The sequence below is a fragment of the Neoluteolibacter marinus genome, assembly GCF_014904755.1.
Taxonomy (GTDB): domain Bacteria; phylum Verrucomicrobiota; class Verrucomicrobiia; order Verrucomicrobiales; family Akkermansiaceae; genus Haloferula; species Haloferula marina.
The window spans coordinates 75943-89136 of the sequence record NZ_JACZFQ010000006.1 but is presented as its reverse complement, the minus strand read 5'-3'; the positions used below and the strand labels follow the sequence as shown (position 1 = coordinate 89136).

The 13194-nt window shown below is 66.5% G+C and carries 14 protein-coding genes; 13 read left to right on the top strand and 1 reads right to left on the bottom strand.

From position 1 onward, the window contains the following. The first annotated feature begins 11 nt into the window (after positions 1-11). The 5 genes from IG178_RS01540 to IG178_RS01520 all read left to right on the top strand — a co-directional run bounded on the left by IG178_RS01540 (position 12) and on the right by IG178_RS01520 (position 3216). Positions 12-575: a hypothetical protein gene (locus tag IG178_RS01540; protein ID WP_193210731.1), complete on the top strand. Its 564-nt coding sequence runs from the start codon at positions 12-14 to the stop codon at positions 573-575. A gap of 12 nt (positions 576-587) precedes the next feature. Continuing rightward, complete coding sequence (locus IG178_RS01535; protein ID WP_193210730.1) at positions 588-1847, top strand: hypothetical protein; 1260 nt, start codon at positions 588-590, stop codon at positions 1845-1847. Continuing rightward, positions 1847-2281 (top strand): hypothetical protein, encoded by a 435-nt coding sequence (locus IG178_RS01530; RefSeq protein WP_193210729.1) that lies wholly within the window; start codon positions 1847-1849, stop codon positions 2279-2281. Before IG178_RS01535 ends, IG178_RS01530 begins: the two co-directional genes overlap by 1 nt. Then, positions 2278-2871, top strand: coding sequence for a MarC family protein (locus tag IG178_RS01525; RefSeq protein ID WP_193210728.1), 594 nt, complete (start codon positions 2278-2280; stop codon positions 2869-2871). Before IG178_RS01530 ends, IG178_RS01525 begins: the two co-directional genes overlap by 4 nt. 69 nt (positions 2872-2940) lie before the next feature. Beyond that, positions 2941-3216 carry an acylphosphatase gene (locus tag IG178_RS01520; RefSeq protein WP_193210727.1) on the top strand — a complete coding sequence of 92 codons (276 nt, stop codon included), beginning with the start codon at positions 2941-2943 and terminating at the stop codon, positions 3214-3216. A 10-nt stretch (positions 3217-3226) separates the two neighbouring features. Here IG178_RS01520 and cutA read toward each other — a convergent pair whose 3' ends face one another. Further along, the gene (gene cutA / locus IG178_RS01515) at positions 3227-3544 is read right to left on the bottom strand and encodes a divalent-cation tolerance protein CutA (protein ID WP_193210726.1); all 318 of its coding nucleotides are present in this window, start codon (positions 3542-3544) and stop codon (positions 3227-3229) included. A gap of 120 nt (positions 3545-3664) precedes the next feature. Here cutA and IG178_RS01510 point away from each other — a divergent pair, with 120 nt between their 5' ends. The 8 genes from IG178_RS01510 to IG178_RS01475 all read left to right on the top strand — a co-directional run bounded on the left by IG178_RS01510 (position 3665) and on the right by IG178_RS01475 (position 13167). Further along, positions 3665-5890: an ammonia-forming cytochrome c nitrite reductase subunit c552 gene (locus tag IG178_RS01510; RefSeq protein WP_193210725.1), complete on the top strand. Its 2226-nt coding sequence runs from the start codon at positions 3665-3667 to the stop codon at positions 5888-5890. A 77-nt stretch (positions 5891-5967) separates the two neighbouring features. Then, positions 5968-7143: a sensor histidine kinase gene (locus IG178_RS01505; protein ID WP_193210724.1), complete on the top strand. Its 1176-nt coding sequence runs from the start codon at positions 5968-5970 to the stop codon at positions 7141-7143. A 91-nt stretch (positions 7144-7234) separates the two neighbouring features. Continuing rightward, positions 7235-8623, top strand: a complete 1389-nt coding sequence (locus tag IG178_RS01500) for a sigma-54-dependent transcriptional regulator (RefSeq protein ID WP_193210723.1) — start codon at positions 7235-7237, stop codon at positions 8621-8623. 28 nt (positions 8624-8651) lie between these two features. Further along, positions 8652-10496 carry an ArnT family glycosyltransferase gene (locus IG178_RS01495; protein WP_193210722.1) on the top strand — a complete coding sequence of 615 codons (1845 nt, stop codon included), beginning with the start codon at positions 8652-8654 and terminating at the stop codon, positions 10494-10496. Further along, a complete protein-coding gene (gene xseB, locus IG178_RS01490; RefSeq protein ID WP_193210721.1) occupies positions 10496-10813 on the top strand; it encodes an exodeoxyribonuclease VII small subunit in 318 nt (105 codons plus the stop codon). The genes IG178_RS01495 and xseB overlap by 1 nt, the downstream gene beginning before the upstream one ends. After that, positions 10791-12683 (top strand): 1-deoxy-D-xylulose-5-phosphate synthase, encoded by a 1893-nt coding sequence (gene dxs / locus IG178_RS01485; RefSeq protein ID WP_193210720.1) that lies wholly within the window; start codon positions 10791-10793, stop codon positions 12681-12683. Before xseB ends, dxs begins: the two co-directional genes overlap by 23 nt. 1 nt (position 12684) lies before the next feature. Next, a complete protein-coding gene (locus tag IG178_RS01480) occupies positions 12685-12921 on the top strand; it encodes a DUF3634 family protein (RefSeq protein WP_193210719.1) in 237 nt (78 codons plus the stop codon). Between the two features lie 9 nt (positions 12922-12930). Further along, positions 12931-13167, top strand: a complete 237-nt coding sequence (locus IG178_RS01475) for a hypothetical protein (RefSeq protein WP_193210718.1) — start codon at positions 12931-12933, stop codon at positions 13165-13167. The last annotated feature ends 27 nt before the right edge of the window (positions 13168-13194 follow it).

The window sequence follows — 13194 nt, the reverse complement described above, 5'->3', positions numbered from 1 at the left end:
TGGTTCCACCCATGCGAGCACCTCGGAAGCCACTCGGATACATCGCGGCAGCGCTCCTGGCGCTTTTGGTGGTCGCGGGGATTCTCCTCCGGCCCTCTCCATCCGCGGGGACGGATGGCCCGGGCACGGTCGTCTCCGCTGATCCGCCCGAAGCCACGTCTTCCAACGACCAGCCGCAGGAGGTCGTGAAGGAAATCAACGGCCCGGACGGCAAGCTTCATCACAAGGTCGTTTTCCGCCTCAGCCCCACGGGCAAGCCGCTAGCGAACCGGATCTTCGACTCCGATGGCGAACTCCTTTTCAAAAGCCGCTTCGGCTACAACCCGCGTCCCGGTTCAACCCATGGCAAGCTCGTCGAGGAGCAGATCTTCGACGCCCGCGTGAGGCAGACCGACCCCAAAACCGGCCGTGAGATCCCGGTTCGCCGCTTCATTTACCAGTACGGTCCCGACGGAGCCCTCAAGGCTCCCGCCACGATCGAAACGCTCCCCGGCTTCCCGCTGGCCGACCTTTATGGCCCGTCCTTGGCGGTCCTCGACCTGCTCGACCAAGGAAAAGCTCCGGAAGAACGCTGATCCCCTGCTATCATGCGCCCGGAAAAACTCCTGCCGTGGTTGCTCGGCGGCGCCCTCGCTGCCGCCGGCTGGCTCCAGGGATTGCAGTGGCGCTCAGCTTCGCTGGCGGCCGGCGCGGAGGACCGCGAAGGCAAGATCATCGCCCTTGAGAACGAGCTCGAACTGCTCCGCCGCGAGAACGAGAGCCTGCGTTCGCTCGCCCAGGGCGGCGGCGAGGTCAAGGTGGAGCCGGCCTTGATCGACTTCGTCGAATCGTCGCTCGGCCTCGATTTCCGTAGCACCCCGCAGGTTCACCGGATCGCCGGCGAGGAGCTCCGCGACCGCATCGTTGCCTCGATCGAAGCCCGCTACGGCCCCCACGGCCTCGACTCCCGCCAGCAGGCGTGGGTTCTCATGGGGCTGTTGAATGCCGATGACCGCTTCGCCGCCCAGCTCGCCGCCACCAAGGCGGTGGGGGCCCGCTCGTGGTTCGATGACCAGACCGGGGAAGCCTGGGTGACCGATCGCTTCGATCCCGGCTCCATCCCGGACCAGGCCGCGCTGATCCGCGCGCTCGCCCGGATCCTCCTCCATCAGCACTACCCGCCGCCTCCGGGCTGGCCAGGCGACGAAGCGGCCGCCGCCCGCGAGGCCCTCCACCACGGCGCGGCGATGACCGTCGAAAACCGCTACCTCGCCCGCCAGGCGCTCGGCAACGGCTTCACCGCCCTGCAGGAAAACACCGATGCCAAGGAGCTGCTGGCCAACCTTTCGCCCTTCGTGCGCGGGCTCGCGACCTTCCCCTCGCTGCGGGGCCTGCCGCTGGCCGGCCGCCTGATGGATCAGGGCAAGCTCGCCGAATCCCTGCATCTCCCCCCCGCCATCACCGCCGGTTTCTTCCCCGGTCACGAAACACTGGCGGCCGCACCGCCCGAACTCCCGGAAAGCCCCGGCAGCACGCTGCTCGAAGAGTCCGCCGGCATGCTCGGCATCCGGCTTTGGCTCGAGCCGCTCGGCGACGAGTTCACCGCCCTCGCCGACGGCTGGCGCGGCGACAAGTATCGTCTCTCCGCCACCAGCGACACCGACCAGCACTTGATCTGGGACGTCCGCTTCGATTCTGCGGAGAATGCGGACGCCTTTGCCGCGGCCGCCTGCGACCTCCTGTCCGCGGTGTCCGGCGGGGATGAGGTCCCGGCCGTCGGTGCCGCCATCGAAACGCCGGAAGGCCGCAAGCTCACCGTGCTGCGGCCCGCCCCGGATCGGGTCCGGCTCCTCAACCAAGTGCCCTGATGGATCTGCCGCCACCGCTGCCGGACCAAGCGCCGCCACCACTGCCAGCCTCGCCGCCCCGGCGCCGCACAGGTCGCTGGCCCGTGCCGCTGGTGCTGGTCGCGATCGCTGCCGGTGTCGCATTCTACATCGGCCCCTTGCGCACCGAAATCCGTTTTGTCGACGACGCCGGGCACGTTCCGGAGACGTTCGAAATCACCCTCCGCCGCGGTGGGTCCGAGCAGAAGTCGACCATCGAAAATGGTCGCATCAACCTGCTCCGAGGCCGCTGGGACAAGCTCGAGATCACCGATCTCTCCTACATCCGCGCCACCTACCCCGTCCGCAAGGGCGTGATCGTCATCGAACGCAACACCTTGCTCAAACTCCGCCAGGCGTCGACCGGAGGTCCTTCGATCCCCCAGCGCGGCGACCCCGACCCACGCGACGAATGAACCTCCTCCCGCTCGCCATCACCCTCTTCCTGGTGCTCGACCCCTTCGGCAACGCCGCGATCTTCCACTCCGTGCTTTTAAAAGTCCCGGAGCCGCGGCGCCGGGCGGTGCTGGTCCGGGAGCTCCTCATCGCCCTGGCCATCCTGCTGTTCTTCCTGTTCCTCGGGAAGTTCCTGCTCGGTTTCCTCGGCGTGCGCCCCGCCACACTCAGCATCTCCGGCGGCATCCTGCTGTTTCTGATCGCCCTCGGCATGGTCTTCCCCACCCGCTCCGTGTTGGGCGAACCCGACGATGCCGAACCGTTCATCGTTCCGCTGGCCGTGCCGATGATCGCCGGTCCCTCGAGCATCGCCCTGATCCTGCTGACTGCGTCGAAACATCCCGCGGAGCTTGGCATGGTCGCGGCGGCAGTGATCGGAGCCTGGCTCGCCTCGTCGCTGATCCTGCTCGCTTCACCCTGGCTGCTGAAGCTGGTCGGCACCAAGGGCACCCGCGCCCTCGAGCGCCTGATGGGCCTGCTGCTGATCCTGGTGGCGGTGCAGATGTTCCTCGACGGCGTGTCCAGCTACGGCGCGCTTGAGTTTCCCTGAAACCGGCCGGCCGGAGCCCTGCCAATTGCGCCTTGAGCCCGGCCCGGGGCAGCGGCATCGTTCGCCGAGATGACCGCCCGACGTGTGATTTTCGAAGGCCGCGTGCAAGGCGTGGGTTTCCGCTACCAGACCAAGGACATTGCCAAGGGCTTCGAGGTCTGCGGAACGGTCAAGAACCTCCCCGACGGCACCGTCGAAATGGAAGTCATGGGCGAGACCGGGGAAGTGGAAGCATTCATCCAGGAGATCGCCGAGGAATCGACGCTGGCCCACCACATCAAGGGCATGCACGTGAAGAACATCCCGCCGCTCGAGGGCGTGAAGGGCTTCACGATCGAGCGCTAGCGCGCCGGGGCTAAGCGTTGCCGCAGCTTTCCCCGAGCCACGCCAGGTAGGCGGGCAATCCCGCGCCCACCGGCAAGGCGACGATTTCGGGCACTTCGTAGGGATGGAGCTCTTTCAGCCCGGCCTCAAGCTCGGGGTAGCAGGTCGTCTTGATCAGGCCGAGCACCTCGCCCGACCGTTCAACCTCGCCCTCCCATCGGTAGATGGATTCGACGCCGGGGACGAGGTTGACGCAAGCCGCCAGCCGGCGTGTCACCAGCTCCCCGGCGACCCGGCGGGCTACCTCGACGTCGGGAAAGGTGCAGAGCACGACCACGGGCGAATCCATGCCGCAGGCTGCACCCCGCCGCGGGAAGTGTCGATGGAAGAGGCGAACCACGCGGCAGATGAAGACGCCTCGACGAGAACCTTGGACGTAGCCCCGGATTCTCTGCTAGATCCCTTGGCCATGACTTGGAAATCGCGGGGTTGGTTGCTGGCAGCGGGTGCTTACGCCGCCCTCGCGGCTTGCGGGAAGAAGGAGACCCCGAAGACGGCCGCGACTCCAGCCGCTCCGCCGGCCGCCGAGCGTCAGGTGGTCAAAGCGCCCTCTTCGGAGTGCCTCGATTGCCATCAAAAGGCCGCCGAGGAATGGAAGGGCTCGCACCACGCCCTCGCCCATCGCGACATCGGCGCCCCGGCCGATGCCGCGGCTTTCGCGGAGCTCGAACTTCAGGTCGGCGACGCGTCCTGGAAGTTCAGCGGCGGCGCGGCGGCTCCTGAGATCCGCTGGGAGGACCTGGCGGACAAGAAAGCGAAACCGATCGAGGGCAAGCCGCCGATGGCGATCGGCTACGAACCGCTGGTCCAGTACCTCGTCGATGTCGGCAAGGGCCGCTACCAGGTGCCCGACATGGCCTGGGACCCGGCCAAGGAGGATTGGTACAGCATTTACGGCGACCAGAACCGCCGGCCGCACGAATGGGGCCACTGGACGCGGCGCGGGATGAACTGGAACAGCCAGTGCGCCTATTGCCACTTCACCGACCTGAAGAAGGGCTACGACAGCGAGCAGGACGCCTACCACACGAAGTGGGTCGAGCAGGGCGTCGGCTGCGCCCAATGCCACGGGCCGTCACGCGAGAACCACGGCACCGGCGAGTGCGTCATCGACCCAGCGAGGAAATTCACCCCGGTCGAGTGGTCGCACACCTGCGCCACCTGCCACGCCCGCCGCGAGGAGCTGGACGAGAACTTTCTGCCGGGCGACTCCTTCTTCGACCACTATCAGCTCGCCCTGCCCAGCCAACCGGGGCTGTGGCACCCGGACGGCCAGCAGATCGACGAGGACTACAATTTCACCTCCCTCCAGCTGTCGCGGATGGGCCACAAGGGAATCAGCTGCACCCATTGCCACGATCCCCACAAGGCCGAGCCGCTGGGTGGCCGGGAGGCGGTGGAAAGCAACGCGCTGTGCATGCAGTGCCACGCCACCGGCGCCAACGAGGCGATCGTGATCGAGCCCGCCAAGCACACTTTCCACGACGCCGGCACCCCCGGCAGCCGCTGTGTTGACTGCCACATGCCGAAGAAAACCTACATGGGCCGCGACCCGCGCAGCGACCACCGCTTCCCGAGTCCCGACCCGCTTTTGACCAAGGAGCTCGGCACCCCCAACGCCTGCAACGACTGCCACTCCGACAAGGGCCTCGACTGGCAGATCGCCAAGGTCGATGAGTGGTATGGCGACAAGATGAACACGCCGGCCCGCGCCCGCACCCGCGCCATCGCCGCGGCCCAGAATGGACACGGCTCGCTGGACGCCCTGCTCGCGGCCTTCGACAACGAGCAAATCGGTGCGTGGAAGGCGACCTTGCTGCGGCTGATGGAAGGCTGGATCGCCGACGAACGCGTCGCCTTGCGGGCCGAACGGGCCGCCAGCGACGCCGATCCCGTCGCGCGCTCGGCCGCCGCCTTCATCCTCAGTCGCCGCGGCGACCGCCAGCCGGTGGTCGACAAATTGCTCGCCGACCCGATGAAGTCGGTCCGCTTCGAAGCCGCTTGGGGCGCGCTCGACCGCCTGCCCGCCGACCATCCGGCGGTGAAGGAAGCCGAGGAAATCGCCCGCCATCAGTCGGACCAGCCGGGCGGAGCGATGCGGATGGCACGCCTCGCCGTGATCCGGCGGGACATCGCCGGCGCGGAAAAGTGGTTCAAGCGCGCCATCGAGTGGGACCAGTCGTCGGCCGCGCCACGCCGCGACTTCGCGGTCTTCCTCGGCGGGGTCGGCCGCACCCCGGAGTCGGTGCGTTGGCTCGACGATGCCGCCGGGCTCGACCCCGAAAACTCGGAAATCCCCTACCTCGCCGCCCTCGGCTATGCCGAACTCGGCGACACCGCCAAGGCCGAGGAGCGCCTGCGGCAAACGGTCGCCCTCAATCCGGATTTCGCCCGCGCCCACTACAACCTCGGCCTGCTGCTGTCGGGCCAAGGCAAGGCCGCCGACGCGATCGCGGCCCTGCAACGCGCCGAGGAACTCAACCCGCTCGACCCCGGCGCCCCGTATGCCCGCGCGACGATCCACGCCCGGCTCGGCCAACGGGACGCGGCGCTCAAGGCCCTGCAATCCGCCCTCGCCCGCGACCCCGGCTACGTGCCCGCGCTGCAAATGAAGGCCCAGCTTGAGTCGCGCTGATTCCTTTCCGCCTGCCACTTGCCTTTCGGCAGTAGCCGCGCCATTCTGTCGCGCCCCGAAAGGCGGGCGCGAACACATTGAAACCCGGCTTCCTCGACAAATTGCTGGCCCGGATCGACCGCATCGACCCGGCCGAAGCGCGCCAACTCCTCGACCGCCTGGTGCGGGAAAAGGGCTTCCTCGAGCAGGTCTTCGAGGCCCTCCACGAAGGCGTCATCGTGCTCGACGAGGAGGGCAAGATCACCTTCATCAACGACGCCGCGTGCCGCTTTTTCGGCATCGATGCCGATGAAGCCCCCGGGACGCCGCTGACCTCGCGGGTTCCCGGCCTGGAATGGAAGTCGCTGGCCAAGCCCGGCAAGTCGGTGTCGCGGGACCTCGAGATCTTCTACCCCGAGAACCGCTTCCTGAATTTCTACCTGTCGCCGATCACCTCGGAACCCGCCGGCGAGGAACCCCTCGGCTGGGTGATGCTGGTGCGCGACCTGACCATCACCCGCCAGGAGGCCGAACAGACCCTCGAGTCGGAGCGCCTCAACGCCCTGACCCTGCTCGCCGCCGGCGTGGCGCATGAAATCGGCAACCCGCTCAACTCGCTCGACATCCACCTCCAGCTGATGTCCCGCAAGCTGCGCAAGCTGCCGCCCGGCGACCGCGCGCCGCTGCAGGAACACCTGACGACCGCGCGCAACGAAATCCAGCGGCTCGATACCATCCTCAAGCAGTTCCTGCAGGCCGTCCGGCCGACCACCCCGCACCGCGAGCACTGTGTCCTGACCCGGGTCCTGCAGGACGCCCTGCGCCTTTTGGAACCGGAGCTCGAGTCGCGGGGGATCGCCGTGGAACTCGACCTCGACGAGGACTTTCCGGTGCTGGAGCTGGATTCCGGCCAATTTCACCAGGTCTTTTACAACCTGATCCGCAACGCCTTCCAGGCGATCGGCGGCAAGGACGGAGTGATTCGCATCGCCGCCCACGCGAACGATTTCGAGGCCACCCTTTCGATCGAGGACAACGGCACCGGCATCCCGCCGGAACAGATGGGCTCGTTGTTCGAGCCGTATCGCACGACCAAGCAAAGCGGTACGGGCCTCGGCCTCCTGATCGTCCGCCGCGTGGTGCGCGAGCACGGCGGGGAGATCGAAATCCAGAGCGAACCCGGCGCCGGCACCCGCATCCTGATTCACCTGCCCCGCGGCCCCAAACCCGTCCGTCTCCTCGAAGCCAAACCGGACGTGATCGACATTGATTGAGCATTGATGTTTGTAAATTGATTATTAGTCAGTTGCGACACATCACCCATTCTAACAATACTCGATTCGCCATCTTCAATCTCCAATCCCCATGACCCCCACCCTGCTCATCGCCGACGACGAGAAGGCCACCCGCGAAGGACTGCGGTCGGCGCTTGAGGAAGAATTCGACGTCTACACGGCGGCGAACGTCGCGGAGGCCATGTCGGTTTTGAAATCCGATCCGATCGACCTCCTGCTGACCGACCTGCGAATGGGCGGCGACTCGGGAATGGACCTGCTCGATCAGGCACTGTCACTGCCGTCCCCGCCGGTCGCGATCATGATGACCGCCTACGGCTCGGTCGACACGGCGGTGGAAGCGATGCGCCGCGGCGCCTGGCACTTCGTCACCAAGCCGCTCAACCTCGACGAGGTGGAAATGCTGCTCAAGCGCGCCCTGCGCAGCCGCAAGCTGGAGTCGGAAAACCGCCAGCTGCGCGAGCAAATCACCGACTCGCCCGGCCTCGAGCGCCTCGCCGGCAAGTCGCCGGCGATCCAACAGGTCATCAACGTCGTCAAGCAGGTCGCCCCGACCCGCGCCACCGTCCTGATCGAGGGCGAAAGCGGCACCGGCAAGGAGGTCGTTGCCCACGCCATCCACCGCCTGAGCGGCCGGCCGGAGGAAAAGCTGGTGATCGTCCACTGCGCCGCCCTTTCCCCCCAAATCCTCGAAAGCGAGCTGTTCGGCCACGAAAAGGGATCGTTCACCGGAGCGTCCCAGCGCCGGATCGGACGCTTCGAACAAGCCGACGGCGGCACCCTGTTCCTCGACGAAATCGGCGAGATCGACGCGTCGATCCAGGTGAAGCTGCTGCGCGCCCTGTCCGAGCGGACGATCGAGCGGGTCGGCTCCAACACCCCGGTGAAAGTCGATGTCCGCCTCGTCGCCGCCACCAACAAGAACCTCGCCGCGATGGTCGCCAGCGGCGATTTCCGCGAGGACTTGTACTTCCGGCTCAACGTGGTGCGGATCGAGATGCCGCCCCTCCGCGACCGGGCCGAGGACATCGTGCTGCTGACCGGGGCCTTCCTCAAGGAGTTCGCCGAGGAGAACGGCCGACCGGTGAAGCCACTGAGCGACCAGGCCCTGCGCCACCTCCGCGCCTACCCGTGGCCGGGCAACGTCCGGGAACTGCGGACGGCGATCGAGCACGGGGTGGTGATGAGCAATGATCCGGTGATCGACCTCCACCACCTGCCAGCGACGATCCTCGGCGAAGCGCCGGCCATTTCCGCTCCGGCCCCGCGCCCCGCGACCCCGCCGGAGCCCGGGAAAATCGCCCTTGCCGCTCCCGGGGAATTCAACTTGCATGCGCTCGAAACCAGCGCCATCCGCGCAGCCTTGGCGGAAGCCGCGGGCAACCGGACGCGGGCAGCCGAGCTTCTCGGCATCAGCCGCCGCACCCTTCAACGGAAGTTGAAGGAGGATGGCGAGTGAAGTCCGGCAGGCGCCCCGATCCTACCCCATGAGCAGCATTCAATCTTCCCAGTTCGAGACCGCGGTCATGATCCGCCGGATCTTGTTCTTCCTGGTCCTGATCAGTTTCACCCTGCTCCACCTGCTGCCCCTGTTCCGCGGACTGTCCAGCCCGCAGGCAATGGAACAGGCCCAGATCGCCCGCCAGATCGCCCGCGGCGAGGGCTTCACCACCAAGTTCATCCGGCCGCTCGCCTACTACGAGGCGGAGAAGGCGAACCAAGGCACGGTGCCATTTTCAGGCTTCAAGGACACCTACCAGTCCCCCCTCAACCCGCTGATCCTCAGCGCAGTGATCAAGATGGTCGGCGGCGAAAAGGAAGGCGCCTGGCCGATGGGGAAGAACGAGTTGGTCTATCCGCTCGACCGGGTGATCGCCTTGGTTTCGACGCTGTTTTTCCTGATGGCAATCGGCGTGACCTACCTGCTGGTGAGCCGGATCTTCGACGCGAAAATTGCCGGCGTGACGGCGGTGTTGATGCTGCTGTGCGACTTGTTCTGGCAGTTTTCGGCCAGCGGCATGCCGCAGATGCTGTTGCTGCTGCTGTTCACCTGCGGGCTGTATTTCACCTACCGGGCGGTCGAAGCGACGGAGGATGGGCGGATGGCATTTGGTCCGGCGCTGCTCGGAGCCGCCTTCTTCGTGCTGATGGTGCTGGCCCACTGGATCACGGTGTGGATTTTCCTCGGCTACCTCATCTACGCGGCCATCGCCTTCAAGCCCCGCGGCGTGGTTGCCCTCTCGGCGCTGGCCCTGCTTGCCATTGTCATCGCGTTCCCGCTGATCCGCGCCGCCAATGTCTCCGGCCAGCCCTTCGGCACCGGCTTCTATGTCCTCTACAACGGCCTCGCCAGCGGTTCGGAGTCGTCGATCATGCGCAACCACGACCTCGAGAGTGAGCCGCTCACGCTCGACGGCATGCTGCTGAAGATCTTCTCCACGACCCTGTTGCAAGCCAGCGACCTGTTGCCCTTCCTCGGAGGAATCCTCGCCGCGCCGGTGTTCTTCATCGCCCTGCTGCATCCGTTCAAGCGGCCGTCGATCGCCAAGTTCCGCTGGGCCATCGTGTTGATGTGGTTCTTCGCTGCGCTCGGGATGTCGGTGTTTGGCATCGACCGCGACGTCGCGCTGCATCCGAACCAGATCCACATGCTGTTCGCGCCGGTGATGGCAGCCTACGGCCTGGCCTTCATTTCCATCCTGTGGAGCCGTCTCGACGTGGTCTCGAGCACGCCGTTCCTGCGCAATGCCCACTACTTCGCCGTGATCATCCTGTCGTCGGCCCCGATGGTGCTTTCCCTGCCCTTGAAGGTGAAGATCGGCATGGCCTTCCGCGAGCGCGGTTTGCCCCAATGGCCGCCCTACCTGCCAAGCGTCCTTCACACCGACGTGCCGAAGTTGATGGCCGACCGGGGCGACACGACCGAGCGGATCGTCGTCTCCGACCAGCCGTGGGCGGTGGCATGGTACTCCGACAAGTTGAGCCTCTGGTTGCCCAAGACCAAACGTGGATTCGAGAAACTGGAGGACAATGCCGCCTCGCTCGGCACCCCCTTCGCGGGCATCCTGATCAGCCCCAGCTCGACCTACGACTTGCCGGCCCCGGTCGTTCGCAACCAGTTCGGCGAATTCGCCTCGCTCGTCTTCAACGGTTTGGCAGTCGACGCCACTACCGCCCCTGGCCGGCAGGGCGGAATGGGTATTTTCGACAAGGACCCGAAGATGGCCGAGATCCAGCGCCGTTACCCCTACCCCACCGCGCTCTACTCCACCGATCTGATCTACTACGGCGAACGTCGCAGGGACAGCGGCCCGGGAAACCAATCGAACTGATGGCCCGCAGGAAAACCACCCCCGGCGACGAGTCCGCCGACGCCCCGACCTTCGAATCCGCCCTCGCGGAACTCGAGGAAATCGTCGCGGCGATGGAAGAAGAGCAGCTCCCGCTCGAGGAATTGGTCGCGCGCTACGAAAAGGGCTCGAAATTGCTGGCCCGCTGCGAGACGGTCCTCGCCTCCGCGAAAAAGCGGTTGCAGACGATCAGCGCGCGCGCCGCCACCGCTGGTCCGGCAGCCTCGCCCGACACGGAAGACGAATTGTCCGGCGAGCCGGACGCACACGACGACGATGACGACATCCGCCTCTTCTGAGCCTCCTGCACTCGGCCCGCTGCTTTCCGCGATCCGCACTCCCGACGACGTCAAGGCCCTGCCCGAGTCCGATCTGGCGAAGCTCGCCGCGGAGGTCCGCCACTCGCTGATCACCTCGCTTTCCCGGACCGGCGGCCACCTCGGCCCCAACCTCGGCGTCGTCGAGCTCAGCATCGCGTTGCACCGCGTGTTCTCGACCCCCAGGGACAACTTCGTCTTCGACGTCGCCCACCAGGGCTACGTTCACAAGATGCTGACCGGCCGGGCCGCGGACATCCACACCATCCGCACCTACAAGGGCCTCAACGGCTTCCTGCTGCGCAGCGAATCCGAGCACGACTGCTACGGTGCGGGCCACGCCGGCACCGCCCTCTCCGCTGCCCTCGGCATGGCCGCCGCCCGCGACCTGGCCAAGGACGACAGCCACGTGGTCGCTGTCGCCGGCGATGCCGCCTTCACCTGCGGCCCGACCCTCGAGGCGCTCAACAACATCGCGGAAACGACCAAGCGCTTCATCGTCGTCCTCAACGACAACGAATGGTCGATCGACAAGAACGTCGGCGCCATCGCCCGCTACTTCAACGCCCTGCAGACCCACTCGACCTACGCCAGCGTGCGGAACTCCGCCGCGGAATTCGTCGAGCGCCTCGCCGGCAAGGCCGCCCGCAAGCTCGCCCACAAGGTCGAGGAAGGCGCCAAGAACCTGCTCTTCCCCAACGTCCTCTTCGAGAAGTTCGGCCTGCGCTACTTCGGCCCCATCGACGGCCACGACCTGCCGCTGCTGGTGAAGACCTTCGAGCACCTGAAAACGCTCAACGAACCGGTCGTCCTTCACATCATCACCGAGAAGGGCCGCGGCTATCAGCCGGCGCTTGACAACCCGGGCAAGTTCCACGGCCTCGGTGCCTACAAGATCGAAGACGGCTCGACCGACGTCTCCGCCACCCCGACCTGCTCCGACATCTTCGGCCGCACGGTCACCGACCTGGCCAAGGCCGACGACAAGCTGGTCGCCATCACCGCCGCCATGCCTGGCGGCACCAAGCTCGAGATCTTCAAGAAGGAGCTGCCCCAGCGTTACTACGACGTCGGCATCGCCGAGGAACACGCCGCCCTCTTCGCCTGCGGCATGGCCACCCGGGGCTTCAAGCCCTTCCTCGCGATCTACTCGACCTTCATGCAGCGCGCCTACGACATGATCATCCATGACATGGCGCTGCAGGGACTGCCGGTCCGGCTGTGCATGGACCGCGGCGGCCTCTCCGGCGACGATGGTCCGACCCACCACGGTCTCTTCGATATCGGCTACCTCCGCCCCGTCCCCGGCATCGTCCACATGGCCCCGGCCAACGAGGCCGAGTTCGTCGCCATGCTGAAATGGATGGCCGGCTACGAAGATGGCCCGACCGCCATCCGCTACCCGCGCGGGCCGATCAACGGCACCCCGGTCGAGGCCCCGGTCGCCCCGATCGAGCTCGGCAAGGCGCAGGTCGTCAGCGAAGGCACCGACGTCGCGCTGATCGGTCTCGGCACCCTGTTCGGCCTCGCCGAGCAGACCAAGACACTGCTCGAGCAGCGCGGCCTTTCCGTCACCCTCGTCAACCCGCGCTTCATCAAGCCGCTCGACGGCGAACTGCTCGAACGCGTCGCCCGCAACGCCAAGGTCGTCTGCACCTTCGAGGACCACGTTCTCCACAACGGCTTCGGCTGCGGGGTCATCGAGCTGCTTCACGACGCCGGAGTCGTGGTTCCGGTCGAGCGCATCGGCTGGCCCGACGAGTTCGTCGAACACGGCAAGCCCGACATCCTGATGAAGCTCCACGGACTGACTGCCGAGGCCGCGGTCGAGAAGGTGATGCGGCACTTCTGACATGCTCTGGTTCCTCAAGCTGACCTCCGCGCTCGTCCTCGTGATCCGCGAGGGCCGGCTTGAGGTCGCGAAGGGAAACCTCCCCGCCCACAGCCGCAGGGCCGTCGAGGAACTGCTAGCCGGTGCCTCGGTGCGGGACGCCACCCTCCACACCGATGGTAGCGGCCGCATCCATTTCTCCCGTCAGGTCCCGCGGGACTTGCACCAGCGCCTGCGGAATGTCCTCGCCTCAACCTGAGAACCCGCCATGGCCAGTTTCATCGAACGCATTGCCAGGGAGTGGTACGAAGTGCAAGCCGGCCGGGTCCGGGTCCTGAAAGGCCACCCGTCGCACCTCAAGACCAACGCCCTCCGCGAGCTTTTCGAGGGCGAGAAAATGCCGGCCGTCACCTCGTTCTGGACCACCCGCGACAAGTGCGTCCACTTCAAGCTCAACTTCCCCCACCGCCTCCGCCCCGCCGTCCGCGCCATCGTGGACCCCTGATCCCTCCGGACCGGATTCCAGGCCATC

What these genes read in the sequence shown, in the direction of transcription:
- IG178_RS01500 (WP_193210723.1), top strand. Translation starts at nt 7,235, where the DNA reads ATGACCCCCACCCTGCTCATCGCCGACGACGAGAAGGCCACCCGCGAA.
- IG178_RS01525 (WP_193210728.1), top strand. Translation starts at nt 2,278, where the DNA reads ATGAACCTCCTCCCGCTCGCCATCACCCTCTTCCTGGTGCTCGACCCC.
- IG178_RS01510 (WP_193210725.1), top strand. Translation starts at nt 3,665, where the DNA reads ATGACTTGGAAATCGCGGGGTTGGTTGCTGGCAGCGGGTGCTTACGCC.
- IG178_RS01540 (WP_193210731.1), top strand. Translation starts at nt 12, where the DNA reads ATGCGAGCACCTCGGAAGCCACTCGGATACATCGCGGCAGCGCTCCTG.
- IG178_RS01495 (WP_193210722.1), top strand. Translation starts at nt 8,652, where the DNA reads ATGAGCAGCATTCAATCTTCCCAGTTCGAGACCGCGGTCATGATCCGC.
- IG178_RS01520 (WP_193210727.1), top strand. Translation starts at nt 2,941, where the DNA reads ATGACCGCCCGACGTGTGATTTTCGAAGGCCGCGTGCAAGGCGTGGGT.
- IG178_RS01535 (WP_193210730.1), top strand. Translation starts at nt 588, where the DNA reads ATGCGCCCGGAAAAACTCCTGCCGTGGTTGCTCGGCGGCGCCCTCGCT.
- cutA (WP_193210726.1), bottom strand. Translation starts at nt 3,544, where the DNA reads ATGGATTCGCCCGTGGTCGTGCTCTGCACCTTTCCCGACGTCGAGGTA.
- IG178_RS01530 (WP_193210729.1), top strand. Translation starts at nt 1,847, where the DNA reads ATGGATCTGCCGCCACCGCTGCCGGACCAAGCGCCGCCACCACTGCCA.
- dxs (WP_193210720.1), top strand. Translation starts at nt 10,791, where the DNA reads ATGACGACATCCGCCTCTTCTGAGCCTCCTGCACTCGGCCCGCTGCTT.
- IG178_RS01480 (WP_193210719.1), top strand. Translation starts at nt 12,685, where the DNA reads ATGCTCTGGTTCCTCAAGCTGACCTCCGCGCTCGTCCTCGTGATCCGC.
- IG178_RS01475 (WP_193210718.1), top strand. Translation starts at nt 12,931, where the DNA reads ATGGCCAGTTTCATCGAACGCATTGCCAGGGAGTGGTACGAAGTGCAA.
- xseB (WP_193210721.1), top strand. Translation starts at nt 10,496, where the DNA reads ATGGCCCGCAGGAAAACCACCCCCGGCGACGAGTCCGCCGACGCCCCG.